The 25,057-nt window shown below is 63.2% G+C and carries 26 protein-coding genes; 14 read left to right on the top strand and 12 right to left on the bottom strand.

Annotated features, from left to right (window positions below; all coding sequences use genetic code 11):
- Positions 1-105 precede the first annotated feature (105 nt).
- Entirely contained in the window at positions 106-738 is a 633-nt protein-coding gene (locus tag BUC24_RS16320; protein WP_073218390.1) for a DUF5610 domain-containing protein, read from the top strand.
- Here BUC24_RS16320 and BUC24_RS16315 read toward each other — a convergent pair.
- A complete protein-coding gene (locus BUC24_RS16315; RefSeq protein WP_073218387.1) occupies positions 735-1,700 on the bottom strand; it encodes a diguanylate cyclase in 966 nt (321 codons plus the stop codon). The genes BUC24_RS16320 and BUC24_RS16315 overlap by 4 nt on opposite strands.
- Positions 1,701-1,792: 92 nt before the next feature.
- On the opposite strand from BUC24_RS16315, the gene BUC24_RS16310 reads away from it, so the two are divergent.
- Positions 1,793-2,584 (top strand): helical backbone metal receptor, encoded by a 792-nt coding sequence (locus tag BUC24_RS16310; RefSeq protein WP_073218384.1) that lies wholly within the window; start codon positions 1,793-1,795, stop codon positions 2,582-2,584.
- A gap of 39 nt (positions 2,585-2,623) precedes the next feature.
- Here BUC24_RS16310 and BUC24_RS16305 read toward each other — a convergent pair whose 3' ends face one another.
- Both BUC24_RS16305 and BUC24_RS16300 read right to left on the bottom strand, forming a co-directional pair.
- Entirely contained in the window at positions 2,624-2,989 is a 366-nt protein-coding gene (locus tag BUC24_RS16305; RefSeq protein WP_073218381.1) for an HPF/RaiA family ribosome-associated protein, read from the bottom strand.
- Positions 2,990-3,149: 160 nt separating this feature from the next.
- The gene (locus BUC24_RS16300) at positions 3,150-4,403 is read right to left on the bottom strand and encodes an MFS transporter (RefSeq protein WP_073218378.1); all 1,254 of its coding nucleotides are present in this window, start codon (positions 4,401-4,403) and stop codon (positions 3,150-3,152) included.
- A 118-nt stretch (positions 4,404-4,521) separates the two neighbouring features.
- On the opposite strand from BUC24_RS16300, the gene BUC24_RS16295 reads away from it, so the two are divergent.
- Positions 4,522-5,133, top strand: coding sequence for a lysophospholipid acyltransferase family protein (locus BUC24_RS16295; protein WP_073220238.1), 612 nt, complete (start codon positions 4,522-4,524; stop codon positions 5,131-5,133).
- 400 nt (positions 5,134-5,533) lie between these two features.
- On the opposite strand, the gene BUC24_RS16290 is transcribed toward BUC24_RS16295, so the two are convergent.
- Positions 5,534-6,559: a CDP-6-deoxy-delta-3,4-glucoseen reductase gene (locus BUC24_RS16290; RefSeq protein WP_073218375.1), complete on the bottom strand. Its 1,026-nt coding sequence runs from the start codon at positions 6,557-6,559 to the stop codon at positions 5,534-5,536.
- A gap of 9 nt (positions 6,560-6,568) precedes the next feature.
- On the opposite strand from BUC24_RS16290, the gene BUC24_RS16285 reads away from it, so the two are divergent.
- The 3 genes from BUC24_RS16285 (at position 6,569) to BUC24_RS16270 (ending at position 8,524) form a co-directional block, all read left to right on the top strand.
- Positions 6,569-7,459: an SDR family oxidoreductase gene (locus BUC24_RS16285; protein ID WP_073218372.1), complete on the top strand. Its 891-nt coding sequence runs from the start codon at positions 6,569-6,571 to the stop codon at positions 7,457-7,459.
- Positions 7,460-7,488: 29 nt separating this feature from the next.
- Positions 7,489-7,692, top strand: coding sequence for a hypothetical protein (locus BUC24_RS16280; protein WP_073218369.1), 204 nt, complete (start codon positions 7,489-7,491; stop codon positions 7,690-7,692).
- 562 nt (positions 7,693-8,254) lie between these two features.
- Positions 8,255-8,524 (top strand): hypothetical protein, encoded by a 270-nt coding sequence (locus BUC24_RS16270; RefSeq protein ID WP_073218366.1) that lies wholly within the window; start codon positions 8,255-8,257, stop codon positions 8,522-8,524.
- Positions 8,525-8,630: 106 nt separating this feature from the next.
- On the opposite strand, the gene BUC24_RS26675 is transcribed toward BUC24_RS16270, so the two are convergent.
- The 3 genes from BUC24_RS26675 to BUC24_RS16255 all read right to left on the bottom strand — a co-directional run bounded on the left by BUC24_RS26675 (position 8,631) and on the right by BUC24_RS16255 (position 13,665).
- Positions 8,631-9,590, bottom strand: coding sequence for a glycine-rich domain-containing protein (locus tag BUC24_RS26675; protein WP_143167546.1), 960 nt, complete (start codon positions 9,588-9,590; stop codon positions 8,631-8,633).
- 277 nt (positions 9,591-9,867) lie between these two features.
- Complete coding sequence (locus BUC24_RS16260) at positions 9,868-11,712, bottom strand: sensor histidine kinase (protein ID WP_229448248.1); 1,845 nt, start codon at positions 11,710-11,712, stop codon at positions 9,868-9,870.
- A 204-nt stretch (positions 11,713-11,916) separates the two neighbouring features.
- Positions 11,917-13,665, bottom strand: coding sequence for a glutamine--tRNA ligase/YqeY domain fusion protein (locus BUC24_RS16255; protein WP_073218363.1), 1,749 nt, complete (start codon positions 13,663-13,665; stop codon positions 11,917-11,919).
- 276 nt (positions 13,666-13,941) lie between these two features.
- Here BUC24_RS16255 and BUC24_RS16250 point away from each other — a divergent pair, with 276 nt between their 5' ends.
- From BUC24_RS16250 to BUC24_RS16235, 4 genes are read left to right on the top strand one after another with little or no spacing between them, the layout of a single operon-like run.
- Entirely contained in the window at positions 13,942-14,232 is a 291-nt protein-coding gene (locus tag BUC24_RS16250) for a DnaJ domain-containing protein (protein WP_073218361.1), read from the top strand.
- Between the two features lie 31 nt (positions 14,233-14,263).
- A complete protein-coding gene (locus BUC24_RS16245; protein WP_073218358.1) occupies positions 14,264-14,761 on the top strand; it encodes a hypothetical protein in 498 nt (165 codons plus the stop codon).
- On the top strand, positions 14,762-15,541 hold the full coding sequence (locus BUC24_RS16240; RefSeq protein ID WP_073218355.1) for a hypothetical protein: 780 nt from the start codon (positions 14,762-14,764) through the stop codon (positions 15,539-15,541). It begins immediately after the preceding gene.
- A gap of 17 nt (positions 15,542-15,558) precedes the next feature.
- Positions 15,559-16,431, top strand: coding sequence for a hypothetical protein (locus BUC24_RS16235; protein ID WP_073218352.1), 873 nt, complete (start codon positions 15,559-15,561; stop codon positions 16,429-16,431).
- A gap of 114 nt (positions 16,432-16,545) precedes the next feature.
- On the opposite strand, the gene BUC24_RS16230 is transcribed toward BUC24_RS16235, so the two are convergent.
- A complete protein-coding gene (locus tag BUC24_RS16230) occupies positions 16,546-17,439 on the bottom strand; it encodes a LysR substrate-binding domain-containing protein (RefSeq protein ID WP_073218349.1) in 894 nt (297 codons plus the stop codon).
- Positions 17,440-17,538: 99 nt separating this feature from the next.
- Here BUC24_RS16230 and BUC24_RS16225 point away from each other — a divergent pair, with 99 nt between their 5' ends.
- The 4 genes from BUC24_RS16225 (at position 17,539) to BUC24_RS16210 (ending at position 21,794) form a co-directional block, all read left to right on the top strand.
- The gene (locus tag BUC24_RS16225; protein ID WP_073218348.1) at positions 17,539-18,753 is read left to right on the top strand and encodes an MFS transporter; all 1,215 of its coding nucleotides are present in this window, start codon (positions 17,539-17,541) and stop codon (positions 18,751-18,753) included.
- A gap of 92 nt (positions 18,754-18,845) precedes the next feature.
- The gene (locus BUC24_RS16220; protein ID WP_073218345.1) at positions 18,846-20,303 is read left to right on the top strand and encodes an ATP-binding protein; all 1,458 of its coding nucleotides are present in this window, start codon (positions 18,846-18,848) and stop codon (positions 20,301-20,303) included.
- Positions 20,300-20,974, top strand: coding sequence for a response regulator (locus BUC24_RS16215; protein WP_073218342.1), 675 nt, complete (start codon positions 20,300-20,302; stop codon positions 20,972-20,974). Before BUC24_RS16220 ends, BUC24_RS16215 begins: the two co-directional genes overlap by 4 nt.
- 46 nt (positions 20,975-21,020) lie before the next feature.
- Positions 21,021-21,794 carry a DUF1223 domain-containing protein gene (locus BUC24_RS16210; protein WP_073218339.1) on the top strand — a complete coding sequence of 258 codons (774 nt, stop codon included), beginning with the start codon at positions 21,021-21,023 and terminating at the stop codon, positions 21,792-21,794.
- On the opposite strand, the gene BUC24_RS16205 is transcribed toward BUC24_RS16210, so the two are convergent.
- Genes BUC24_RS16205 through BUC24_RS16195 form a run of 4 tightly spaced genes read right to left on the bottom strand, consistent with a single transcriptional unit; the run spans position 21,789 to position 25,056 of the window.
- Positions 21,789-23,033: a CaiB/BaiF CoA transferase family protein gene (locus BUC24_RS16205; RefSeq protein WP_229448246.1), complete on the bottom strand. Its 1,245-nt coding sequence runs from the start codon at positions 23,031-23,033 to the stop codon at positions 21,789-21,791. The genes BUC24_RS16210 and BUC24_RS16205 overlap by 6 nt on opposite strands.
- A 33-nt stretch (positions 23,034-23,066) precedes the next feature.
- On the bottom strand, positions 23,067-23,438 hold the full coding sequence (gene speD / locus BUC24_RS16200) for an adenosylmethionine decarboxylase (protein WP_073218336.1): 372 nt from the start codon (positions 23,436-23,438) through the stop codon (positions 23,067-23,069).
- A complete protein-coding gene (locus BUC24_RS26985) occupies positions 23,435-23,602 on the bottom strand; it encodes a hypothetical protein (protein WP_178372557.1) in 168 nt (55 codons plus the stop codon). The genes speD and BUC24_RS26985 overlap by 4 nt, the downstream gene beginning before the upstream one ends.
- Positions 23,599-25,056 (bottom strand): DUF4178 domain-containing protein, encoded by a 1,458-nt coding sequence (locus BUC24_RS16195; RefSeq protein WP_073218334.1) that lies wholly within the window; start codon positions 25,054-25,056, stop codon positions 23,599-23,601. The genes BUC24_RS26985 and BUC24_RS16195 overlap by 4 nt, the downstream gene beginning before the upstream one ends.
- Between the last annotated feature and the right edge of the window lies 1 nt (position 25,057).

Below are 25,057 nucleotides of genomic sequence, written 5' to 3'. Positions count from 1 at the left end.
AATAATCTTGCTGTAGCGGGCTACAGGTTCTGGCATTGCTGCCGCTAATAGAAGGTGGACTGTGCGCCCGGATGTGGCGCTTATGCTGGACTAAGGAGAAGCACCATGTCAATCCCTGTTTCTATTACCGGCGGAAAACCTTCCGCGCTGCCTGCCACGGTCGACAACGACAACAAGCTTGACGCGCAGTCGAACAACAAGGTCAAGGACGTGGACAGCCCGGCCTCCAGCACGGCCAAGGCACGCGCCTCGCTCAACAGTGCCATCGTCCAGACATCGATCAGCGTGTCTTTGTCGTCCGGTAACGAGCCGCTGGCGCTGCTGCTTAAATCAGCCATCAATGGCATCAATGAAGAATTGCAGCCCACCCTGGGCAAGGATGCGATCCAGAATGCGGCCGCCACCCAGGACAATTCGGCTGAAGCCACGGCCCAGCGCATCGTGAGCCTGTCGACCGCCTTCTATGAGGCGTACCGCGAACAAAAAGGGCTGGAAGACAATGAAGCCACGCGCAAGGAATTCATTGGCGTGATCCAGGGGGGCTTTGAAAAGGGCTTCAAGGAAGCCCAGGACGTGCTCGATGGCCTGAAAGTGCTGGGCGGCGACATTGCCGCCGGCATCAACAAGACGCGCGACCTGGTGCTCAAGGGCTACCAGGACTTCATCACACCGCCAGCGCCGCCTGCCACTGAAGAAGGTGACGCCACCGACAAGGCCAAGCCGAAGGGCAGGGTTTAAAGCGCCACCTGGTCGCGCCCGCCGTGCTTGGCGCGGTACAGGGCCGCGTCGGCCGCTGCGATCAAGCCTTGCTCATCCATGCCGGCGGCCAGGCTGGCCACGCCCACCGAGGCCGTCACATGCGGCAAGGGCAGTCGCATGTCCGGGAAAATCGGCGCTTCGCGCATGCGCGCCACCAGCCGCTCGGCCACCAGCACTGCCAGTAGTTCCGTGGTTTCGGGCAAAATCACCATCATTTCCTCGCCGCCGTAGCGGACCGCATAATCGGACGGGCGCAGCGCCACGCTGATCACGCCGGCCGCGGCGCGCAAGGCATCGTCACCGGTCAGGTGACCGTGGGTATCGTTGAACATTTTGAAGTGGTCAAGGTCTATCATGATCAGGGCCAGCGGGGTGCCGGCGCGGTGCGCGGTGGCCACCAGCTTGGGCAACATGTCGCTCAGCCAGGAGCGGTTGTACAGCCCCGTCAAGCCATCGTTCATCGATAGCTGGCGGTAGAACTCGCCCAGCTTCTGGCGCCGGCGCAGCAAGGCATTGGCAGCGCGTATGCGGAACGACAGCATGCGCAACAGATTGCGCGCCAGGCCACCGGACAGGTCGATCATCTTCCACACCAGCTCGCCATCAATGACCAGCAGTTCCGAATCGACGATGGCCGACATGGCCGACAAATTCGCGCTTTCGTCCAGCACGGCCTGCTCACCCACGCTCTCGCCCGGCAAAATGCGGCTGACACTGCCGTCGGCCATGCCGCTTTCGGTATCGGCCGCCACCGCCAGCGCCCCGGCCAGCACAATGTACATACGGGCCCGCGCCGGATCTTCCACCGGCTGGCCCGCGCCAATGCGGATGATGGGGCAGGACGCCAGCAAGGGCGCCAGCTGCGCAGGGTCGGCATCGCGAAACAGTTGCAAGTCGCCGATGCGGTAGCTCGATTGGCCGAAGGTGCCTGTCTGTTCCAAAGTGATCTCTCTCGTGTGTGGGGTGTCTACTCTTGGCAATGTCATCATATCAGTGTTCCAATAGCAGCTTCGCCCGCCTGGAGCCCCTGTCCATGTCTTTTACTGACGCCCAAGGTACCCGCCACGCCGCAGCGCCTGCTGCGCGCATCGTGTCGCTGGTGCCATCGATCACCGAAATGCTGTGCGACTTTGGCCTGGCGCCCCAATTGGTGGGGCGCACCGGCTTTTGCATCCACCCTGCAGATGTCGTGCGCAACATTGCCAAGGTGGGCGGCACCAAGGACGTGAACCTCGACAAAATTCGCAAGCTGGCGCCCACGCACGTGGTGCTCAATATCGATGAAAATGAAAAGCCCACGGCGGACGCGCTGGCGCAGTTCGTGCCCAATCTGGTGGTGACCCATCCGCTGGCGCCGCGCGACAACCTGGCGCTGGCCCATCTGCTGGGGGGCATCTTCTGCGTGGAAGCGCGCGCGGCCGCTTGGTGCGCCGCATTCGAGCGCGAGTACGCCTTGCTGCAAGCCATGCCCAAAGGGCGGCCTGCCACGGTGCTGTACTGCATCTGGCAAGATCCCTGGATGAGCATCTCGGCCGACACCTATATTGCGCGCATGCTGGCGGAAATTGGCTGGCGCACACCGGCGCTGGGCGAGGCGCGCTATCCGGTGTTTCAATGGAATGCGGCACTGGTGGAGGGCATCGATGCGGTACTGCTGTCAACTGAGCCCTACCGTTTCACGCAGTCGCATGCCGACGCGCTGGAGCGCCAGATCGGCAAACCGGTTTTTTTAGTCGATGGGGAAATGATGTCCTGGTATGGCAGCCGCTCGGTGGCAGGCCTGGCCTATCTGCGCAGCCTGGCGCAGCAACTGGGCATCGGGTAGGGCGCCTGGCAGCCCTTGCGGCCGCCAGGAAAGTGCTGCTTACTCGTTCACTTCGTCTGGCTCGTCCACCAGGGTGGGCGTGGCATGCTTGGTCTTGCCGTGCAGACGGCCCAGGGCGCTTTCGATTGCGCGCTTGAGCTTGTCTGCCGCGCCGCTGATTGCGACATGCAAGGCAACGTCGTGATGGCTGACCGCAACTGGCTGGTAACCCGTGACGCGCGCTTCAAGCAGGCAACGGTTACCGCCATCGACGGATTTCTGGCTGTTTTCGTCGCTGAGGTGAACTTCGACGCGAGTGATGTGGTCCGCAAAACGTTGCACCGCAGCTGAGACCACGGCTTGCACATGGTCGTCCAGACCTTGATGGCGTTCGATCGTTTTGTCGGTATTGATGTTAATTTGCATAAGCTCACTCCCGGTTGTTCAAAAAAATCCAACTCCGGCCTTACGTGTGCGGCAAGGGCGCGCAAAGGCGGCCTGCCGGAGCCGGTGACATCGTCGCACACGGCTTTATCTTACACCTTTCGCAAATCTTGTTCAGGTTCAATAAGAACGCCCCCCGCCGCTATGTTTGCGCCGCCAATTCCTTCTCGTGATGGGGGAAGCGGTCCATGCGCGAGAGCACCGGAAAGCGCACCATCCACAGCACCGTGACCGCCAGCGTGGCCACACCGCCAAACAGAATCGCGCGCACCAGTCCCAGCCAGCCAGCTGTCAGTCCTGATTCGAATTCCCCCAGTTCATTCGAGGCGCCGATGAAGACGGCATTGACCGCGCTGACGCGGCCGCGGATTTCATCGGGGGTCTCGAACTGCACCAGCAGATGGCGCACATACACACTGACCATGTCGCCCGCGCCCAGCACCAGCAAGGCGAGCAGGGCGATGATCAAGTTGTCGGTCAGCCCCAGTACCACCGTGGCCAGGCCGAACAGGCCGACCCCGCCAAACATCCACGCGCCGACCCGGCGCTGGATCGGATAGAAGGTCAGTAGTACCGAGCACAAGGCGGCGCCGGCACCGGGCGCGGTGCGCAGCAGGCCCAGCGCGGTCGGGCCCACCTGCAGCACGTCGTGCGCATAAGCAGGCAGTAAGGCAGTGGCGCCGCCAAACAGGACCGCGAACAAATCCAGCGAAATAGCGCCCAGCATGATGGGACGCGACCACACGAAACGCAAGCCTTCGAGCACCGTGTGCCAGGTGGCCGGTTCCGTGCTGATCACCTGCGGCGCGGCGCGCGTGCGCGCCATCAGCAGCACCGACAGCACCAGCAGAGCCGTGGCCACCAGATACACCGTGGACGGGCCGGCCAGATACAGCAGGCCACCGATAACAGGGCCGGCAATCACGGCCACATGGAAGGCGGAAGAACTGAGGGCGACCGCGGCGCCGAAGCTTTCCGTCGGCACCAGATTGCGCAGCACAGCCTGGGTCGCTGGCATCATGAAGGCACGCGCACTGCCGAACAGGACCAGGATCGCGAACACCGGCCACACCTGCGACAGCCCCGCATGGGTGAACCACAGCAGGAGCAGCCCGCACACCAGTTGGGTTGCCAGGCAGGCAATGATGATATTGCGCCGGTTAAAGCGGTCCGCCACGTGGCCGGCCAGCAGGATCAGCACCAGGAAGGGCGCAAATTGCGCCAGCCCGATCAGGCCCAGGTCAAACAGGCTGCCCGTCATCTGGTACACCTGCCAGCCGATGGCCACGCTTTGCATCTGCACCGCCAGCGTGCCGAGCAGGCGCGCCCCCAGGTAAAACGTGAAATTGCGGTGGCGCAGCACGCTCGCACCGTTGGACGGCGACATCAGGGACATAAAGAACTTTCGGGGCAGGGATGCCGCTGGGGTAAAATGATGCTTTAGAGAACCAACCCGCTATTGTGCCCGATGTTGCGTCCGCCTGCCGGGCGTGGGCATGCCGGGCCGCTCCGCCATGCACCACACCATATTTGAAACACCCATCGTCAATCGCGTGATGCGCGCGCTGTCCGGGCTGGCCATGCGTGCCAGCGGCTGGCGCACCGAAGGCATGACGCCGGACGAAATTGAACAGCACCCAAAATTCGTGCTGATTGCCGCTCCCCACACCAGCAACTGGGATTTCCCGATCACACTCATGCTGTGCTTCGTGCTGCGTTTGCGCGTGTACTGGATGGCCAAGGCCAGCCTGTTTACCTGGCCGATTGGCTGGCTCTCGCGCTGGCTGGGCGGCATCGCGATTGACCGCAGCGCCTCCAACAATACCGTGCAGAACACGATTGCCGCCTTCAGCGCGCGTGAGCGGCTGGCCATCATCGTGGCGCCCGAAGGCACGCGCGGCAAAGTCACGCACTGGAAGACCGGGTTTTACCACATGGCGCATGGGGCCGGTGTGCCGATCGCGCTGGCCTACCTCGACTTCAAGCACAAGACCGGCGGCATCGGCCGCATGTTCATGCCCACTGGCGACATCGCTGCCGACATGGCCGAAATCCAGCAGTTCTACGCCGGCATCACCGGCAAGAACAGCGACCAGTTCGACGCCAGCACCGTCAAACGCCGCTAACCCCACCGGGGTCAGACCTCATTTTTGCAAGATTTTCGTCGCCTGCATCACCTGGCGTCGAAGAACCGGTGCGCGCTGGCCACAAAACGCCACACAACCCGACCTGAAGACACCAACATGTTGCTGTATCGGCGTATGTCCCCAATCGGGGTCAGACCTCATTACTGCAACATGGCCCCAAACTTCGTTTCTGCAATACTTTTCGTATCCTGCGGGACCAGATGTCGCAGGACGGATGCGTCCGGGCCACAAACCACAAACAAAGCTGCGGCTATGGCACCAAAAAATTGCAGTATTGAGGTCTGACCCCGGTTAGTTTTGGGCAGAGATGTGTTCTGCGACCTGGGGTGCAGATGTGGCACGTTGTGAAGGCGGGCGCTGTGCGCCCGGGAGCGGACGCTCAGGTGTGCAGGTCGGCTTCGCTGGTGAAGGCGTCAGCGTAGAATTCGTCCGCCGGCAGGCCGCACTGGGCCACGTAGTCGCGCCGCGCGCTATCGACCACGACCGGCGCGCCGCAGGCGTAGACCTGGTAGCCGGACAGGTCGGGCAGGTCGGCCATCACCGCTGCATGCACGAAGCCGGTCCGGCCCGTCCAGTGGTCTTCAGGGAAGGCGTGCGAGATCACCGGCACGTAGCGGAAGTTCGGCAGCGTGGCGGCCCAGCTTTCACACAGGGTGTGCATGTACAGGTCGAGCGGGCGCCGTCCGCCCCAGTACAAATGCACGGGCCGCGTCGAGCCCAGGTGGATCAAGTGCTCAACCAGCGCCTTGATCGGGGCGAAGCCAGTACCCGAGGCCAGCAGCACGATTGGCTTGTCCGATTCTTCGCGTAAAAAGAAGCTGCCGTGCGGCCCTTCGAAGCGCAGGATGTCGCGCTCTTTCATGGTGTTGAAGACGTGTTCGGTAAACATGCCGCCTGCCATGTAGCGGATGTGCAGCGTCAGCGGCCCATCCAGATTCGGCGCACTGGCCATGCTGTAACTGCGGCGCTTGCCATCGCGCAGCAGAAACTCGATATACTGTCCGGCCCGGTAGGCAAGCACTTCGTTGGCCGGCAGTTGCAGGGTGATGACGGCCACGTCCGGCGCGACTTTTTCGATGCTGGCCACCCGCGATGGCATTTTGCGGACTGGATACTCGCTGCTGCCGCCCACTTCGCGCGCTTCGATCACCAGGTCGGCGCCGGTGGTGGCGCAGCAGAACAGGGCGAAGCCGGCGGCTTTTTCATCGTCCGTCAGGGCGCGCTGCTGGTGTGCCTTGTGCTCGACCATGCCGCTGACGACCTTGCCCTTGCATGAGCCGCAGGCGCCATTCTTGCAGCCGTAAGGCAGGCCGATGCCGGCGCGGATGGCGGCCGAGAGAACGGTTTCGTCGGCGTCGCAGGCAAATTGGTGGCCGCTGGGCTGAACAGTGATCTGGAAACTCATACTATCCTTATGAAACAAATCAATAACAAGAGCAAGCGTCCGCGCCTGCTGATTCTCGGTTGCGGTGATGTCGGCATGCGCTTGCTGCCGCTGGTGCGCGCGCGCTTTCGCGTGTTTGCCGTCACCAGCAACCCGGCGCGCTGTGCGCTGTTGCGCGCGGCGGGGGCCATTCCGATCGTGGCCGACCTGGACCAGCCACAGACGCTGGCGCGCCTGGCTGCGCTGGCGCACCGGGTGGTGCATCTGGCGCCGCCCCAGTCCGAGGGCTTGCTGGACCGCCGCACCCGCCATCTGAGCGCCATTCTACCTGAGGGCGCGCGTGTGGTTTATGTCAGCACCAGTGGCGTGTATGGCGATTGCGGTGGGGCCGTGATCGATGAAACGCGGCCGGTGGCCCCGCACAATGCGCGCGCCCGGCGCCGGGTCGATGCCGAGCAGGTGCTGCGCGCCTGGGCCCGGCGCCGCGGCGGCCATCTGGCCATCCTGCGCGTGCCGGGCATCTATGCGCCCGAGCGCTTGCCGCTCAAACGGCTGGAGCAGGGCACGCCGGCGCTGCTGGCGCAGGACGATGTGTACACCAACCACATTCATGCCGACGACCTGGCGCGCATTGTGGCGCTGGCCTTGTTCAGGGGCGGGCCTGGACGGATTTATCATGCGGTGGACGATACCCACATGAAGATGGCCGATTATTTCGACACCGTCGCTGATGCATTCGGCATGCCGCGCCCGCCGCGCGTGGCGCGCGCGCAACTGGCCGCGCAAGTCTCGCCCATGCTGCTATCGTTCATGTCGGAGTCGCGCCGCATGCGCAATGGCCGCATCAAGGCCGAGCTGGGCGTGCGCCTGCGCTATCCGGATCTGGTGCCTGCCGTGGCCGCCATGGCGCTGGTAAAATGACGCTTCCAACCCAGCACCATGAGAACGCCATGACGTACGAAGAATATCTTGATGAGGTCACCACCCTGATCACCGAAAAATACAATCTCAGCGATGCGGCCGCCATCAAGCTGGTGGTCAAGGCGCAAGATGCCGAGTTTTTTGTTGCGCATGACGAGAACGATGCCTTGCGCAACCTTGACCGGGCCCATCAGGATGCCAAGACGATTTACCTGTCCAGCCAAAAGAAATAATTCCTTCCCCGCGCGCATTTGAGTCTTCTCAAGTGCGCCCCGGCAGCGGGCCGTATCGTGAGCCATGTCGTCACACTTGCATGGACATGTGCTAGAGCCCGCCATATGCCGCACCGCATCATTCAACCTACCAAGGAACAAGTTCGCGCCTACATGCTGGCGCGCGAAGTGGCGCGCCGTCCCCCGCCACCGCCGGAAGAAATCCGCCGTCAGCTCGGCTGGCGGATGGAAACTTCGCCCACTTCTGCTTTGGTGCAATTCTATCTAATTCCCACATCGTACTCGCAGCTAGCGGCCCGAATTGCCCTCGACTGGATGCTCGCCCCAGTGAGACAAGTGCTACAGCAATACCACGCACGCTAGAAACATTTTCGAAAACGTGATATTTTGTGTGAAAATGTCACGGCTTGAGCAAATGTCAACAAGACTGTCGTTGATCTTGCTGTTCGCGCAGAGGCCACAGTTTGTTCTGCCGATCCTGGGATATAGACGCGTTTTTTACTGTATGTAAGCGCCGCGGGCGAATTTGCCGCGGAATGTGATTTTTTGAAAGAATTGACTCATGACGACGATCCGCCACGTGCCTACCGAACCGACTTATGACCCCAACAAGGTCCTCGATGCGATCATGGAACGCTTGAATCTGAAGAATGATGCCGCGCTGTCGCGCGCGCTGGAAGTGGCGCCGCCCGTGATCAGCAAGATTCGCCATCGCACCTTGCCGATTGGCGCGACGATTCTGCTGCGCATGCACGAGGTCAGCGAATTCAGTATCCGGGAATTGAAATCCTTGATGGGCGTGACGATCACGCCATTCAACGCCGCCGGCTAAGCCCTGCAGCTTCGGGGCAGGCGGCTGCCAGTCACAGCGCCGCCGTGCCCGCTGGCGCGTCCTGCTGGACGCGCCACCCAGCCCAGCATGAAGCCGGGCATCTACCTCATGCCGCCACGGCCATTGCCGTGTGCCCACCCTGATTGGCGCACTGCACGCCGGCGCTGCTGACCAGCATGGCGCGCGGCGCAGCGTCGTCGCTGGCGCCGGCGGCTGCGGCGTCTTCCTGCCTGATCATGCAATACGCGGCTTGCGCGTCCGCGGCGCTCTGGCTTCCCGGTCGCAGCATGCAGTACGCCACTTCAGCGCCCTTGGCTGCTTTCTTCCCAGGCCGGATCATGCAATAGGCTGTCTGCGCCTTCGCGGCTGCGCCCGTGCTTGGGCGAATCATGCAGTATGCCGCCGCCGCAGCGTTGGCAGCCACACTGTCCGGGCGAATCATGCAATAGGCCGCGCTCGCGCCCTTGGCCGCCGCACTGTCAGGACGAATCATGCAGTACGCCGCATTTGCGCTCTGGCCAGCCGCATCGTCAGGGCGAATCATGCAATACGCGGCACTGGCGCCCTGCGCCGCGGCGGCTGGCTGGTCAGGCCGGATCATGCAGTACGCTGCCTGCGCCGCGTCGGCTTGCTGGTCGGGACGGATCATGCAATACGCTGCGGCGCTGCCATAGGATTCAGCGCGAATATACGCTTCGCCGAAGGTCGCTTCATACAATTCGCGCATGCGTTCGCCACCGCGCTGTTCGGCGCCGGCATCGCTCTCGCCGTGCACGCCCAGGTAGGGGTAATGGTGCAGGAAGTAGCCGAACACCTGGTCGCAATCGGTGGCGTATTTCATGGTGTCCAGAATGTGATAGTGCCAGAACGTGTCCACGTCAACAGTTGGCGCGGTTTCCTCCTGCGGAAACGCGTGCATCAGGTACAGAAAGCGGCGGTATTCGGTTTCGATCGCATCGGCCCGTGCCTGGCTCCAGCCTTCGCCCGACGCAACGTGCATGAGCTTGGTTTTAATCGGCTCCAGGTCGAGCGCGGCGATAGCTTGGAAGGTGGAATTGTTGAGCATGATTGAACCTCTTTATAGAGTGTGGTTGTGATAAAGCATCCCTGGTTTTTGTGACGGTGGAGACAGTACGGGTGGATTTCCTCGTCCTGATTTCTAGTGGGAAATTTTTCCTAATTACATTGATTCCCGTTACTAGATGAGGATGGTGCGCCCGTGCGTCCTGGTCTTTTTGACTTAACTCAACAAACAAAATGGTTTATTCCTAGCGCATAGCGCGTCCGCCGACAGCATGCTTTCTGCATCATCCCGAGTCTGTTTAGGACAACACGCGCAGGTGTCAGACAGTGGCGGCGTGCCGGTCATGCAAGCCCAGGCCGGGCGTGACCGCATGATGCGGTTCGGCATGCAGGGGCACGGACACGCAGACTGTTGTGCCTTCCCCGTCGGTACTGCTGATCGAAAACGAGCCGCCGAGAATGCTGATACGCTCCTCGATCCCCACCAGCCCGAACGAGCCAACCTTGCCCCGTTCGCGCGCGCCCAGGCCGATCCCGTTGTCCGTCACCGTCATGGTCAGCTGGCGGCCATTCGAGCGCAGCTCCACGCGCACGCTGGTGGCATGCGCATGGCGCACGATGTTGCTCAGTGACTCTTGCAAGATGCGGAAGAAGGCAGTGGCGGCATGGTCGCCCAGCAGCACTTCCTTGGGTTCGTCAATCAGTTCGCAGGCAATGCCGGTGCGCCGCTTGAACTCGGCAATCTGCCATTCCACCGCTGCCGACAAGCCCAGGTCGAGCACGTTCGGGCGCAAGTCGTTGATGATCTGGCGCACGCTCTTGATGGTGGCGTCGATTTGCGACAGGGTCGAGCGCGCGCGCAGATGCAGGCGGGGGTGGCGCTCGCGCGTGCGGGTGGCCAGCATGTCTGCTTCGATGCGCAAGGCCAGCAGGTTCTGGCCCAGGTCGTCATGAATTTCGCGCGCTATTCGCTTGCGCTCGCCTTCCTTGATCTGGTCGGCGTGGGCCGCCAGGCGGCGCAGGTTCTGGTGCGACTGCTGCAGCTTGGCCTGGCTTTCGCGCAATTCGCGCGTCATGCCCTTGGCCATCTTGATGGCGCGCCGGCGCGAGGAGGTCAGGGCATGGAACAGGGCGTACAGCAGCATGGTGCTGACAAAGCCGGCCAGCAACGCCAGCCAGGGCACGAATTCTTCAAAGCCGGTGTACAGGTCGCTCGCGTCGACGCTGAACACGGCATCCCAGGCGCGCCCGTTGAAGTCAATTGCCAGGGTGGTGGAAAAGCGCCCGCCGCGCAGCAGACTGGAGTGCTCCACGGCCGGTGCCTCCAGCGCCGTGTCGAACAGCACGCGGCCGCGCTTGCCTTCAATGCTGACGGCGTTATCGACCAGCATCATGCGCACATTCTGCACCGGCATCTGGTTGATCACGCCCAGCACCAGCTTGTCGACCGAGAAGGCAATCCCGACCGAGCCGACAAAGGCGTCGCGCCGCTCCTGCATGGTATTGGTGGGTGCATGCGGCAGATAGATGGGCAAGCGCATGCCCAGTCCGGTGCGGTTCGGGCCGGCCATGGCGGCAATCGGCATGCCCGATGAAATCAGCTGGCCGCCATCGCGCAGCGCAATCTGGTTGGCATGCTGGAGCGGATTGGCTTGCAGGTCGAAGCCGGCCGCCTTGTTGCCATTGTCGAGCGGCTCGATATAGGTCAGCACGCTGTACTCGGCGCGCCGGCCGGGCGGCCGAATCTTGAACGGCTGCGTCATGTCATTGTCGGTCGTCAGCTCCTGATTCATGCGTCGTTCGAAGGCATCGCGGTCGGCGTCCTTCACGTACTCGGCATAGCTGATCGCTTCAATGGCCGGGAAATATTTTTCCAGTTGCAGGCCGCTGACATAGCCATGGAACTGGCGCCGCGTGAGCGGGTAACTGGTCTGAAAGATACTGGCGGTGCCGCGCAGGACATCGGTGTACGACTTGATGCGCGCCACGATGATGTTGCTGGCATTTTGCGCGTGGGCGGCGAAGCGCTGGCGCGAATCGGACTCGATCGAACTGGCGGTGGTGAAGTAGAAGGCCAGGCCCACGGCAAGCGAGAGCGGCAAACCTACCCACATGACCGGCCGCGTGGTCGAAAACAGATTCAAAGGTGATTGTAGGGTACGCATTGCGCGTTGCAATCCTTTCGGTAGCCGCAAATGGCGATGCATGGTTTGATCTAAGTTAACGCATGGGAGGCAAATAAAGTACCTATCGGTACTGATAGGTTTCAAACAGAAAGAATTGCGCGGAATCAAAAAATCCCGCTGCAGCGTGAGCCGGAGCGGGATTGCTTGAGCGATTTGTCGCGCCAAGGCGACGCTGCGGGCCTGTTATTTTGCCCAGCTATCTTTCAGCGTGGTGACGCGGTTGAACACCGGTTTGCCTGGCTGCGAATCGATGCGGTCGGCCACGAAATAGCCGTGCCGCTCGAACTGGAAGCGCTGGTCGGCCACAGCCGCGCTCATGCCCGGCTCCAGGTAGGCGTTGACCACTTCCAGGGCGTTTGGATTGAGCGCGGCCAGGAAATCCTTGCCGCCGGCGTCGGGCTGCGCTTCGGTGAACAGGCGGTCGTACAGGCGCACTTCAGCCGCCAGCGCGGTGGCGGCGCTGACCCAGTGGATATTGCCCTTGACCTTGTAGTTGTTCGAGCCTTCGGTGCCCGATTTGCTGTCCTCGAAATAGGTCACGTGCACGGCGGTGACGGCGCCGCTGGCATCCTTGTCGTAGCCGGTGCATTCGACCACGTAGCCGTGGCGCAGGCGCACCCGGCTGCCAGGGGTGTCGCCATTTGGCGGGAAGAAGCGGAAGTAGCCCTTGCTCGGCACTTCCATGAAGTCGTCCTGCTCGATCCACAGTTCGCGCGTGATGGGGAAGGTGCGCACGCCCCGCTCCGGGAAGTGCGGGTGGACCGGCGAGGTGCACTCGACGCTTTCGCCTTCGGGGAAGTTATCGATGATCAGCTTGAGTGGACGCAGCACGGCCGTGGCGCGCGGCGCCTTCGGATCGAGGTCGTCGCGCAAGGCGCCTTCCAGGATGCTCATGTCGATCCAGCTGTCGGCCTTGGACACGCCAATGCGGTCGCAGAACAGCTGGATCGATTCAGGCGTATAGCCGCGCCGGCGCAGGCCCACAATGGTCGGCATGCGCGGATCGTCCCAGCCGCTGACAATGCCCTGGTCCACCAGCTGGCGCAGCTTGCGCTTGCTGGTCACCACATAGGTCACGTTCAGGCGCGCAAATTCAAACTGGCGCGGCACCGGCTGGGCAAAGAAGCCGCCTGGCGTCAGGGTGGCCAGCAGCCAGTCGTAGAACGGGCGGTGGTCCTGGAATTCGAGCGTGCACAGGGAATGCGTGATGTTTTCCAGCGCATCTGAAATCGGATGGGTGTAGTCGTACATCGGGTAGATGCACCAGGCGTCGCCGGTGCGGTGGTGGTGCGCATGGCGGATCCGGTAAATGGCCGGGTCACGCATGTTCATATTCGGCGACGCCATCGCGTCTTCACTGATCTTGGCGCGCAGGATATGCTCGCCATCCTTGAACTGGCCGGCGCGCATGGCGCGGAACAGCGCCAGCGATTCCTCGGCAGGGCGGCTGCGGAAGGGCGAGTTGGTGCCCGGCGTGCCGAAATTGCCGCGGTTTTTCTGCATGTCTTCGGCGCTCTGGCTGTCCACATAGGCGTGGCCGTTGACGATCAGGTACTCGGCCATGGTGTACAGCTGCTCGAAGTAGTCGCTGGCGTAGTACAGGTGTTCGGCGTCGCTCTGCTTCCAGTCGAAACCGAGCCACTTGACCGAGTCGATGATGGTGTCGACGTATTCGGTGTCTTCTTTTTCCGGGTTGGTATCGTCAAAGCGCAGGTGGCAGCGGCCGGCAAAGTCGCGCGCCAGGCCAAAGTTCACGCAGATCGACTTGGCGTGGCCGACGTGCAGATAGCCGTTCGGCTCGGGCGGGAAGCGGGTGATGACCTGCGGCAGACCCGGGCGCACGTGGGTGCCAGCCGCCAGGTCGTGTTCGATGATGCCGCGCAGGAAATTCGACGAGGGCGCGTTCGCGGGAGTGCTTTTATCGTTGCTCATGAAGGAATAGGGCGTGAAATGATCAGGTTGCGGGCATTTTACCGTACAAGGCACAGTGCGATGCCCAAAACCACCGATAAACACATAGCAAGCACACCACCACATCGTCCTCGCGAAGGCGGGGACCCATAGCACCTGGCCGAAGTTGAACGGATGGCGGCGACAAGGCGCTATGGGTCCCCGCATTCGCGAGGACGATGTTTGGCGGTTTTACCAGCCAGCCGCGTTCTATAGGATAATCCTGCTTTATAGTTTGGCTGCCGCCGGAGTTTCCTAGTGGAAAATTTATACGCTATCCTCGGAGTGGCGCCCAATGCCAGCGACGACGAGATCAAGAAGATCTACCGCTCGCTCGCCATGCGCTACCACCCTGACCGCAACGACGCGCCAGGCGCCGAAGTGCGCTTCAAGAGCATCACCAAGGCCTACGAAATCCTGTCCGATCCGGTCAAGCGCGACGAATACAACCAGAGCGTGAACCACCGCATCATCCTCGATGCCGAGGCCGAAGCCTTCGAGCTATGGCGCTCCGTATTCCAGTTGAACGGCGTGGCCTTGCCAGCCTAATCAGAACAAGCAACACCAACAGGACCAGAACATGAGAAAAGTACATCCCGAATTTGCCTACCAGTCGCGCGAACTTGGCGGCCAGATCGACGGCATTTTGGGCGACCCGCCAAACCGCAAGAACTATCAGATGATGCAGGATGCCCTGATCGGCGAATACGCCGACGGCGGCGGCATCGAAGACGTCAACATGATGAGCTTTGCCCTGGTCGATCACATCACCTTCAGTAATACCAAGGGCTTGCTGGCGGAAGCTGCCGAATACGACGGCGGCAATCCGTCCAAAGTATTCGCCATGGCTGCCTGCGAAGGCGAGGCCGCGGCCATGTATGCAGCCATGACCGAGAACCATCCCGACCTGGCGCGCCAGGCCATCATCACCGCTTTTCTGTTCAAGCACCCGCGCATGTGGGACGAAGACGACCAGTCCTTCGACCAGCTGGGCGAAAACGATGACGGCGACGATGTGGCCGACGAAGACGGCGTGTCCGACGACTTTGCCAACATGTTCGACCAGGAAGGAGAGTAAATGAGCGACAAGTCCAATCTCCCGGCATTGCACAAGCAGGTCACCGAGCTGGTTTTGGCCGGCTCGCTGCACCACGCCGAACAGGCGTTTTCCGAAGCGGTCGAGCAGCATGGCGACCTGGCCGTGGTCGACGTGCTGGGCCAGTTGCCGCCCCAGGTCACCGCGCTGCACCTGTCCGGCTTTGACGGCGGCAAAACCTCGCTGGCCACGCTGCTGGTGCCGCCCAAGGCCTGGGCCGACAGCCTGGCCTTCTTTGCCGCCACCTGGTCCGACGACATGATCGAGGACGATCCCGAGCGCGTGGCTGAAACCCTGTTCGCCCACGTGCATGGCATCGTGTTCTCCACCGACGACGTGGAACGCCGCCACGAACTGCTCGCTGAAGCCTCGGCCAGCGACCATGGCTCGACCGCGTTTGCCATCCTGTTCTCGATGGCCCCGCGCGAGATTCTGGAAGTGGCAGGCGAAATTCTGGCCAAAGGCCCGTACATCACCGGCCAGACCTCGTCCGACAGCGACATCGTGCCGCTGGCGATCGAACTGGCCAAGGCCAGTGAAGATGGCTGGGACCGCGCCCTGTTCGAGCTGTTCCCCGATTTCCGCCACAGTGGCGACCTGGCCGACGCCGAATTCTCGGACGACCCGGACGAAGAGCCCAAATTCCTGCAGCGCTCGACCAAGGAGCTGCTGTACCGCCTGCGCAAGCAGGTGCCGTCGGCCCGCAGCGCGGTGCCCAAGCGCGGCACCCGCAAGAGCATTGGCACCGGAATCTTCTCGTGACAGGGGCCGCACCAGCCATGCTGCCAGCACTCGTTGTAGAACGCCTGCCTCGCCTGGTGCGCGCGCTGCGCGTGCTGGGCACACGCCCGGTCGAAGATGAAGCCGTCATCCTGGCCGACGAACTGGCCGGTATCACCGCCATGGTGGCTGAAAAATTCACCAACGATAAAACCGCCGAAGGCATTCAGAAGGCGCTGTTCCTGACCGTGGGCGGGGTTTCGCTCGGGCTGGAGCACGAACTGCTGCACGAGGGCGATGACGCCGCGCTCGACTTCCTCATCGAGCACGGCGCCGAGCACGCGTTCCAGGCGGGGTTTCGCCTGATTCGCGAGCTTGCTGCGCTGCCCGAGGATTCGCTGGTGGGCGAGTACGACCAGGACCCGGTCTACCTGCAGCGCCGCCTGAAGGAGCTGTTTGTCGACATCTGCCACGCCGATCCGGGCCAGAACTGGGCCGGCTACGAGAAATACGAGCAGCAGCACACCCAGCGCAAGCAGGTGCAGGCAATTGTGCGTGCGGCAGGCTGGCTGCGGCGCCATCACTACGCGGGGCCGATCAACGATCCCGATCTCAATGCCGAAGGCGTGATTGCGGTGGCCATCATTTCGGCCATTGAAGGCGGCGGGCGCATTGTCGCGCGTACCGGGCAAAAGGAGTTCGAGCGCATGGTCAAGTCAGTGCGCAAGAACAAGCCGGACTACGAGGCCGGTTGGGCGGCGCTGCTGGCCCAGGTGCCGGCGCAGCACCAGCCGGTGATCGCCGAGCGGATCGAATCGTATCGCACCCACTGCACCGTGATTCAAAAGATCCCGACCCGCACTGCCATGAAAACCCTGTTCGCGGAACTGGAGAACTATGCCGGTTCGGAGCTGGATGCCGATTACGGCTGACGCCAGCGCAAGCGTTGAATAGGCACCCGCCTGCGCGAGTGCGATGTGGTAGCCCGCCACTCCATCGCACTCGCGCAGGCGGGTGCCCATACCACCTCAGCTCTCCCTGCAAACTCACTCACTCGCCGCCGCCATCGCCAGCGCCACAAACGCCTCCACTAGCGCGGTCTTCTCATCACTGCGCCGCGCCAGCAGCAGCGTGGTGGTGGCACCGCTGTCGGTAATGGGCCGATAGCACACCCCATCCATGTGAATCCGGTTGAACGAGGAAGGCAGCACCGAGACTCCGCACCCGGCCGCCACCAGCCCAATGATGGTCGATGCTTCCCCCGCCACATGCCCGATGGTTGGCGTAAAACCCGCCTCGCGGCACAACCTGAAAATCTGCGGATAGATCCCCACCCCCGCCGTGGGCGGATACATCACGAACGGCATGTCCTTCAGCTCGTGCATGGCGACCGGCCGTCTGCGTGCCAGCGGCGACGCCGTGGACAACACCGCGACCAGCGGATCCTCGCGCAGCGCATCGAACACGATTTCCGGCGGCGCCGCCGTCTCCGTCGGCCGCACAAAGCCCAGGTCGAGCGTGCGCTGCGACAGTGCGTCCAGCTGCGGCAGCGTGGCCATCTCGTGCAGCTTGAGGCTCACGGCTGGATACTGCCGCCGGTAGCGGTTGATCACGGTAGCAAACAGGGGCGTGAGGGGCGTGGAAAAGGTAAAACCAATGCGCAGTTCGCCCGCCTCGCCACGCTGTGCGCGCCGTGCAGTGTCGGTGGCTTCGTCGGCCAGCGCCAGGATCCGGCGCGCGTCTGCCAGGAACAGCTGGCCGGCGCCAGTCAGCCGCACCGAGCGTTTGGTCCGTTCGAATAGTTGGGCGCCCACGTCCGCTTCCAGCGCCTGGATGGCCTGGCTCAAGGGCGGCTGGCCGATGTGCAGGCGCTCGGCAGCACGGGTGAAGTGCAATTCCTCGGCGACAGCGATGAAGTAGCGCAGGTGGCGTAATTCCATAATAAATCGATTTTTTATATTAAATGTCGCACAAATATATATTGGACAGTATTAATGCGCAATCATACGATGTGCATAAGCACTCTCCAAGGATCCGCCATGTACCACCCTGCCACCGCCGGCAGCCCCGCCTTCAAGCGCATTAACAAAGCCATGCTGTACGGCGGCTTTTCCGCTTTCGCCCTGCTGTACTGCCTCCAGCCCCTGATGCCGGTTCTGGGCCACGCGTTCGCGCTGACGCCGGCGCAGAGCAGCTGGACCTTGTCGATCTCGACTCTGTGCATGGCCATTGCACTGCTGCTGAGCGGCCCGGTCGCGGACCGGATCGGCGCCAAACGTCTCATGTCGGGCGCGCTGGCAGCGGCCGCCGTGCTGGCCCTGCTGTGCGCATTTGCCCAGAATTTCCTGCAGTTGCTGGTGCTGCGCGCCTTGCTTGGCTTTGCCCTGGGCGGCATGCCCGCGGTGGCGATGGCGTATCTGGGACGCGAAATTGAACCTGGTTCGCTGGGCTTGTCGATGGGCGTGTACATCGGCGGCACTGCCGTGGGTGGCATGGTCGGCCGCGTCGCGGCATCGTTGATCAGCGATTTTGCTTCGTGGCGCTGGTCGATGGCGGCTGCCGGCGCGGCAGGTATGTACGCGGCGTTCGAATTCTGGCGCAGCCTGCCCGAGCCAGGCAATCCAGCGCCCGTGCAGAAGGGCGGGGCGCTGGCGCTGCTGCACGACGCACGCGGCCATTTGCGCGACAGCGGCATGCGCTGGCTGTTCCTGTTCTCCTTCCTGCTGATGGGCGCTTTTGTCAGCTTGTACAACTACATTGGCTTTCGCCTGCTGGCGGCCCCTTTTGCAATTGGCCAGAGCGCGGTCGGCTTGTTGTCGGTGCTGTACCTGATCGGCATGTTCAGCGCTGTCTGGGCCGGACGCCTGGCTGACCGCATTGGCCGGCGCAATGTGCTGTGGATGGTCATTGCCTCCATGCTGGCGGGCCTGCTGCTGACGCTGTCGAATACCCTGGTACTGATCGTCGCTGGCATGGCCGTGTTTACCTTCAGTTTTTTCGCCTCGCATTCGGTGGCCAGCAGCTGGGTGGGGCGCCGCGCGCGCGGTGCCAATGCGCTCGCATCGGCCCTTTATCTGTTCTTTTACTATGTTGGTTCGAGCGTCATCGGCTCGCTTTCCGGTGTGGTCTGGAGCAGGGGCGCCTGGCCTGGCGTGGTCGCGCTGCTGGCGTTGGCGCTCGGTCTGGCGCTGGCCATCGCGCTGCACCTGCGTGCCCTGGAGCCGCTGGCCCCTGCCCAGGCGCTGCCAGCCTGAATCCACATTCGCTGCACATTTGGCGGGTATGATGGGGCCTTGACCGTTAGAGCGGAAAGGCCAGCCGTGATACGCAACCACCAGAGCGCAGCATGCGGCTGACGATCGCGCGCAAGATCGCGCTGGCCGTGATCGCCATTGTGATCCTCTGCGTCGGCACGATGGCCTGGGTCGCCAGCATCAATTTGCAGCGCGGCTTTGTGGCCTACCTGAACCAGGTGCAGGCCAAGGACATCGAGCAGATGAGCAGCCTGCTCGCCAGGCGCTATCGTGACGAGGGTAATTTCGACTGGCTGCGGCACCGCCCGCGCGCCATCACCGAGCTGCTGGCGCAGATGACGCCGCAATTGCAGGCCGAGGGCGGGCTTCCAGCGCGCCGCCTGCCCACAGCACCAGAGCGCTTTGACGAACGCCCCCGTGACATGCGCGAGCGGCCCGGCATGCGCGACCCGATGGGCATCGCGCCGCGCCTGTCCATTTTTGATGCCGATGGCGAACCCCTGTTCGGACCGCGCGAGGTGCCGCGCACGATCGAGCGCGCGGTCGTCGTCGATGGCAGGACGGTGGCCACGATTCGCCTGCGTCCCCTCGTGCGCACTGCCGGCGAGGACGCCACCGCGTCGCTGTTTCTGCGCGAGCAGGTACGCGATATCGTGCTGGTCGCGTGCATATTGGTGCTCGTATCCGTTTTGCTGGCATTCTGGCTGGCGCGCCATCTGCTGCGGCCCGTGGCGGCCCTGCGCGAGGTGACCGCGCGCCTGGCGCAAGGCCAGTTCGAGGCACGGGCGCCGCTGCTGTCGCGCGACGAGCTGGCCGAGCTGGCGCTGCACGTCAACGCGATGGCGCAGGCGCTCGAATCGAGTGAACGCGACCGGCGCAAACTGCTGGCCGATGTGGCCCACGAACTGCGTACCCCACTCACCGTCATCCGCGGCGAGATCGAAGCACTGATCGATGGCATTCGCACGGCCGACACCAGCGCCCTGGCCTCGCTGCATGCAGAAGTACTGCGTCTGAATAAACTGGTGGACGACCTGCACCAGCTGACGCTGGCCGATGCCGGCGGGCTGCAATTTGAATGGCAGCGCGTGGATCTGGGCGCGCTGCTGGCCCCGCTGCTGGCGCGCTATCGCGAACGCGCCGCTGGTGCTGGCCTGGCGCTTGACGTGGCGCTGGCGCCGCGCTCCATGCCGGTCCGCGCCGATGCCCACCGGCTCACCCAGCTGTTCGTCAATCTGTTGGAAAACAGCGTACGCTATACCGATAGCGGTGGCCGGATTGCTGTCAGTCTGAGCGGCGAGGGCGCCTGGGCCAGCGTGGTCGTCGAAGACAGCGCACCCGGCGTGCCCGTTGAAGCACTCGAAGCGATCTTCGAGCGCCTGTATCGGGTTGACGCGGCCCGTTCGCGCGCGCGCGGTGGCAGCGGACTGGGGCTGTCCATCTGCAAGGCGATGGCCAGTGCCCACGGCGGCACCCTTGCCGCTTATCCGTCGCAGCTGGGCGGCGTGCGCATGGAACTGCGCCTGCCACTCGAAGGAGGCAAGCAATGAGTGCAAGGCATGTGCTGGTGGTGGAGGACGACGTCAAGATTGCCGCCCTGTTGGCCGACTATCTCGAGGCCGATGGTCACCGCGTCAGCCGTATTGGCGATGGCGCCCAGGCGCTGGCCTTTCTAAGACAGGAAGCGGTCGACCTGATTTTGCTTGACCTGATGCTGCCGGGACTCGATGGGCTGGAAGTATGCCGCCAGGCGCGGTCCTTTACGGATGCGACCATCATCATGATTACCGCCCGGGTCGATGAAGTCGACCGCCTGCTGGGGCTCGATAGCGGGGCCGATGACTACATCTGCAAACCCTTCAGTCCGCGCGAAGTGGCGGCCCGGGTCAGGGCGCACTTGCGCCGGTCGGCCGCGCATGCGGCTACGGCGACGCCACTTGCGGTCGACCGGCGCGGCCTGCGGATCATGCACGGCGGCGCTGTTTTCCCTCTCACGCCGGTGGAGTTTCGCATTCTGGCCGAGTTGATCGAGCATGCGGGCCGCGTCTATTCGCGCCAGCAGCTGCTCGACCTGGCGCACGAGGACCAGCGCGACATCAATGACCGGACGGTCGATTCCCATATCAAAAATATTCGCCGCAAGCTGGCCGCCGTGCCCGCGCTGGGGGAATGTCTGCAATCGGTGTATGGCGTTGGCTACCGGTTCGACGCGCCGGTGTAAGGTTTGGCGCTGTCGGCCGACCAATCGTCAGGACAGGGAGACGCGAATGAAAAAATTGTTATTGGGCGGCGCGCTTGCGCTGGCCGCACAGTCGGCGTGGGCGCTTGGCTGCAGCGCCACCAGTGGCGCCCAGACCGTGGCGCTGGTCGAGCTGTACACGTCGGAAGGCTGCAGCAGCTGTCCGCCGGCCGATGCGTTTCTTGCTTCCCGCCGCAGCGCCGGGCTGCATGCCGGCCAGGCCGTTCTGCTGGCGCTGCATGTCGATTACTGGAACTATATCGGCTGGACGGACCCGTTCTCGCGCAAAGCCTTCACTGAGCGGCAGCGCTGGCTGTCCGATCTGGCGCACACGCGCACCATCTACACGCCCGAGTTTTTTGTCGCCGGCAAAGAGCTGCGCAACTGGGAAGGTGGCTTGAACGCGGCCGTGGCCCGCATCAACGCCATGCCGGCGCGCGCCGGCATCGCCATCAAGCTCGATGCGCCCGCGGCTGCCGGTCTGCCCGTGCGAATCGACGCGCAGGGACCGCCGGGCGCGGCCTTGCATGTGGCGCTGATCCAGCAGTCAGCTACCAGCAAGGTAACGGCTGGAGAAAACGGCGGCCGCACCCTGAAACACGCATTTGTGGTGCGCGACTGGCTGGCGCCAACGGTGCTGGGGAAGGACGGCAAAGCGTCTCTGGCGCGCTGGTTGACCCTGCCGCCGGGCGCCACGCCCGACACAATGGGCGTGAGCGCGTTTGTGCAGACCGACCAGGGAGACGTGCTGCAGGCGCTGACATTGAACGCCTGTCCCGCGCAAGCTGCAAAAACCTTATAGCACGCCGTTGGCGCGCAGCGTGGCGATCTGCGCCTCGCTGCGGCCCAGTACCTCGCGCAGCACTTCATCGGTATGCTGGCCAAGCAGTGGCGGCGGCAGTGCTGCCTCGGCCGGCGTGACGGACAGCTTCATGGGGCTGCGTACCAGCTTGACCTTGCCGGCCGCCGGATGGTCCATTTCGACAGCGATGCCGCGTGCCTTGACTTGCGGATTGTCGAATACTTCGCCGATATCGTTGATCGGGCCACAGGGCACGCCCACCGCCTCCAGCTGCGCAATCCACTGGTCACGCGTGCGCGTCCTGACCATCTCGGCCAGGATCGGTACCAGCACGTCCCGATGCTTGACGCGCTGCGGGTTGGTGGCAAAGCGCGCATCCGTGGCCAGTTCCGGACGTTCGCCCACTTCCACGAACTTCTGGTATTGCCCGTCATTGCCGGTCGCAACAATGATATGGCCGTCAGCACAGGCAAAGGTCTGGTAGGGCACGATGTTGGCGTGGGCATTGCCCCAGCGCTTGGGCGCCTTGCCGCTATTGAGGTAGTTGCTGCCCACATTGGCCAGCATGGCCACCTGGGTGTCGAGCAGGGCCATGTCGATGTGCTGGCCCTGGCCACTGCGGTCGCGGTGCGTCAGCGCAGCCAGCACGGCGACGGTGGCGTACATGCCGGTCATCAGGTCGGTCAGCGCCACGCCGGCCTTCTGCGGGCCGCCGCCGGGCAGGTCGTCGCGTTCACCGGTTACGGACATCAGTCCGCCCATGCCCTGAATCAGAAAATCGTAGCCGGCGCGGTGGGCGTATGGCCCGTCCTGGCCAAAGCCGGTGACCGAGCAGTACACCAGGTCCGGCTTGATCGCCTTGAGCGCATCGTAATCGAGACCATAGCGCTTGAGCTGGCCGACCTTGTAATTTTCCAGTACCACGTCCGCGTGCAGCACAAGTTCGCGGATCAGCGCTTGTCCATCGGCGCTGGCGATATCGACCGTGACGGAACGCTTGCCCCGATTCGCGGCCAGGTAGTAGGCCGCTTCGGTGGTGTCGTTGCCATCGGCATCCTTGGCGTAGGGCGGGCCCCAGGCGCGGGTGTCGTCGCCCACGCCGGGCCGTTCGATCTTGATCACATCGGCACCCAGGTCAGCCAGGTTCTGCGAGCACCACGGGCCGGCCAGCACGCGCGACAGATCGAGAACGCGGATATGGCCCAGTGCCTTGGGCATGGCTTCAAATGCTTGTGTCATGGTGTCGGTGATTGATTGCAAAAGAGGCAGCAATTATAGCGGGACAGCTCCGCCCCGGGCGATCGTTTGCACGATCGAGGACGCCGGTCCCAGCGCCTGCTCGATGACCGCCAGCGCCAGAGCGGGGCGGGCGCTGCCGCACATGAAAATGTCGACTGCGGCAAAGCCGAATTCGGGCCAGGTGTGGATTGAAATGTGCGATTCGGCCAGCAGCACCACGCCCGTCACGCCCTGCTGCGCACCGAAACTGTGGAAGTGACTGTGCAGGATATGGGCGCCGGCAGCGGCAGCACCATCGCGCAGCAGGGCATCGATGGCGTCGCACGACACCAGCGCCTCGGGCGCCACACCATAGAAGTCGGCCAGCAGGTGCGAACCTGCGGGACGGTGCGACGACGTCGTCATTTATGTCCGCCGCCGCTGCCGCCGCCCCAGCCGCTGCTGCTGTGCGAACTCCAGCCGCTACCGCGCCCGCCACTGCTGCGGGCCGTGCTCAGAAAGCTGTACCAGTTGATGATGGTGATGGCGATGGTCAGTACCACGGCGTAGGCGATGTATTTGTTGTTCATTCGTTGTCGCTGCCCTGGAAATAACTGGCCGGGTAAAACAGCGCAACCAGCGCTGCCACGGTCATGAGGAAGGTCTCACCAAAGGCGAACAGGATCGGAATCGCGTTCAGGCCCAGGATCCACCAGACGAATTTCATCTGGCCGCCAAGCAGGGACGATGGCGCCTTCACGGCCGCCGGCCCCGTGCCCTTGACGTCGGCACCGAACCAGGTCTTGATCTGATCGAAGGCGACCGTCGTGGAACGCGACCAGGTCAGCTCGTGTTCGGTCAGCTCAGCTGCCAGCGTGGCCTGACCACTTTCAAATTCCGATACCCGGACCTCGTCGCCGACAGCGACGCGCCAGTTGAAGGCGCCGGCGGCATAGCGTACCGTGGCCGTATAGTCGTACAGTTTGGTGTAGGCGTGGTTGTCGACCCGGACCGAATGCGCCCCTGGCGCTGCAGGCTCCGGCCAGCTTGGCAGCACGCTGGCGCGGAACCAGCCCTCGTCAGTTTCGACCAGCCAGAAAAATCCGGCGCGAGCGCTATAGACCAGATACTCGGTCCATTCGGTGCCTTCTTCGTCGGTGCGCACCATGGCGCCGATCACGGTATGGCTACTGCCGGCAATCATGGCGGTCGCGCCCAGCGCGAGAGTGTTGACCATACGCTCGACGGTTTCGCCGGCTGCCAGCACGGTGGCCTCGGGGCCGGACGCGTCGAGCTGGGTGGCACAGCTCGGGCACACCAGGTTGGCCGTCATGCCTGGCACATACTTGATCGCGCCGCCGCAGGAAGGGCAGTCAAGCGCCTCGACGCGCGCGCGGTATTTGCCAGTGCTGGTCTTGATCTGATCCTCGTCGCGCAGCAGCTGGCAGCGCAGTTCGGGCAGCAGCACTGCCTGCCCGCGGTAGACCACGGGAACGGCGCCGTCAGTGTAATCGAGCGTCAGGAACAGATTGGCGCGGCGGAAATCGACCACGCGGATGGTCCAGCCATCGCCCACCCGGAACGGCAGCTCGCCTTCACCGCCGATGCATTGCGCCTCGCGTTTTTCGGATGCGGTGTAATTTTCGCTACCGATCTGGTAGCTCTGGCCGGGTACCAGCTCATGAAAGTCCGGCAAGGGCGGACCGATGTCTTGCGCTGTGGTGATGGTAAACAGGCCGGACGAGTCGCCCAGCCAGGCACTGCTGCCGTCGTCGAACAGCAGATACCATTCATTCCACAGGCCCTGGTCGTAGCGCAGCTGGATGCGCCCGACCACGGTAAAACCGCGGCCACCGAAGGTGCCGGCGGTGCCGATCTGCAGAGGCGAAAAGTCTTCCAGCACCGCTGATATCTTGCCCAGATCCTTGACCGCATCGGCATCCTTGATGACGGACGCGCGGCAGTACACGCACACCGCCATGACGGAGGCGTGCGAACGAAAATCAACCGGGGCGCCGCAGCTCGGACAGGAGACAGTCTGCATG

The sequence above is a fragment of the Massilia sp. CF038 genome (genome assembly GCF_900129765.1).
In the GTDB taxonomy this organism is placed as follows: Bacteria; Pseudomonadota; Gammaproteobacteria; order Burkholderiales; family Burkholderiaceae_D; genus Telluria_A.
The sequence above is the reverse complement of the archived record's forward strand: the minus strand, read 5'-3'. Positions and strand labels throughout refer to the sequence as shown.

Bases quoted from the DNA above. Each gene is read 5' to 3' on its own strand.
- BUC24_RS16320 (WP_073218390.1), top strand. From the start codon at position 106: ATGTCAATCCCTGTTTCTATTACCGGCGGAAAACCTTCCGCGCTGCCT.
- BUC24_RS16310 (WP_073218384.1), top strand. From the start codon at position 1,793: ATGTCTTTTACTGACGCCCAAGGTACCCGCCACGCCGCAGCGCCTGCT.
- BUC24_RS16305 (WP_073218381.1), bottom strand. From the start codon at position 2,989: ATGCAAATTAACATCAATACCGACAAAACGATCGAACGCCATCAAGGT.
- BUC24_RS16300 (WP_073218378.1), bottom strand. From the start codon at position 4,403: ATGTCCCTGATGTCGCCGTCCAACGGTGCGAGCGTGCTGCGCCACCGC.
- BUC24_RS16295 (WP_073220238.1), top strand. From the start codon at position 4,522: ATGCACCACACCATATTTGAAACACCCATCGTCAATCGCGTGATGCGC.
- BUC24_RS16290 (WP_073218375.1), bottom strand. From the start codon at position 6,559: ATGAGTTTCCAGATCACTGTTCAGCCCAGCGGCCACCAATTTGCCTGC.
- BUC24_RS16285 (WP_073218372.1), top strand. From the start codon at position 6,569: ATGAAACAAATCAATAACAAGAGCAAGCGTCCGCGCCTGCTGATTCTC.
- BUC24_RS16280 (WP_073218369.1), top strand. From the start codon at position 7,489: ATGACGTACGAAGAATATCTTGATGAGGTCACCACCCTGATCACCGAA.
- BUC24_RS16270 (WP_073218366.1), top strand. From the start codon at position 8,255: ATGACGACGATCCGCCACGTGCCTACCGAACCGACTTATGACCCCAAC.
- BUC24_RS26675 (WP_143167546.1), bottom strand. From the start codon at position 9,590: ATGCTCAACAATTCCACCTTCCAAGCTATCGCCGCGCTCGACCTGGAG.
- BUC24_RS16260 (WP_229448248.1), bottom strand. From the start codon at position 11,712: ATGCGTACCCTACAATCACCTTTGAATCTGTTTTCGACCACGCGGCCG.
- BUC24_RS16255 (WP_073218363.1), bottom strand. From the start codon at position 13,665: ATGAGCAACGATAAAAGCACTCCCGCGAACGCGCCCTCGTCGAATTTC.
- BUC24_RS16245 (WP_073218358.1), top strand. From the start codon at position 14,264: ATGAGAAAAGTACATCCCGAATTTGCCTACCAGTCGCGCGAACTTGGC.
- BUC24_RS16240 (WP_073218355.1), top strand. From the start codon at position 14,762: ATGAGCGACAAGTCCAATCTCCCGGCATTGCACAAGCAGGTCACCGAG.
- BUC24_RS16235 (WP_073218352.1), top strand. From the start codon at position 15,559: ATGCTGCCAGCACTCGTTGTAGAACGCCTGCCTCGCCTGGTGCGCGCG.
- BUC24_RS16230 (WP_073218349.1), bottom strand. From the start codon at position 17,439: ATGGAATTACGCCACCTGCGCTACTTCATCGCTGTCGCCGAGGAATTG.
- BUC24_RS16225 (WP_073218348.1), top strand. From the start codon at position 17,539: ATGTACCACCCTGCCACCGCCGGCAGCCCCGCCTTCAAGCGCATTAAC.
- BUC24_RS16220 (WP_073218345.1), top strand. From the start codon at position 18,846: ATGCGGCTGACGATCGCGCGCAAGATCGCGCTGGCCGTGATCGCCATT.
- BUC24_RS16215 (WP_073218342.1), top strand. From the start codon at position 20,300: ATGAGTGCAAGGCATGTGCTGGTGGTGGAGGACGACGTCAAGATTGCC.
- BUC24_RS16210 (WP_073218339.1), top strand. From the start codon at position 21,021: ATGAAAAAATTGTTATTGGGCGGCGCGCTTGCGCTGGCCGCACAGTCG.
- BUC24_RS16205 (WP_229448246.1), bottom strand. From the start codon at position 23,033: ATGACACAAGCATTTGAAGCCATGCCCAAGGCACTGGGCCATATCCGC.
- speD (WP_073218336.1), bottom strand. From the start codon at position 23,438: ATGACGACGTCGTCGCACCGTCCCGCAGGTTCGCACCTGCTGGCCGAC.
- BUC24_RS26985 (WP_178372557.1), bottom strand. From the start codon at position 23,602: ATGAACAACAAATACATCGCCTACGCCGTGGTACTGACCATCGCCATC.
- BUC24_RS16195 (WP_073218334.1), bottom strand. From the start codon at position 25,056: ATGCAGACTGTCTCCTGTCCGAGCTGCGGCGCCCCGGTTGATTTTCGT.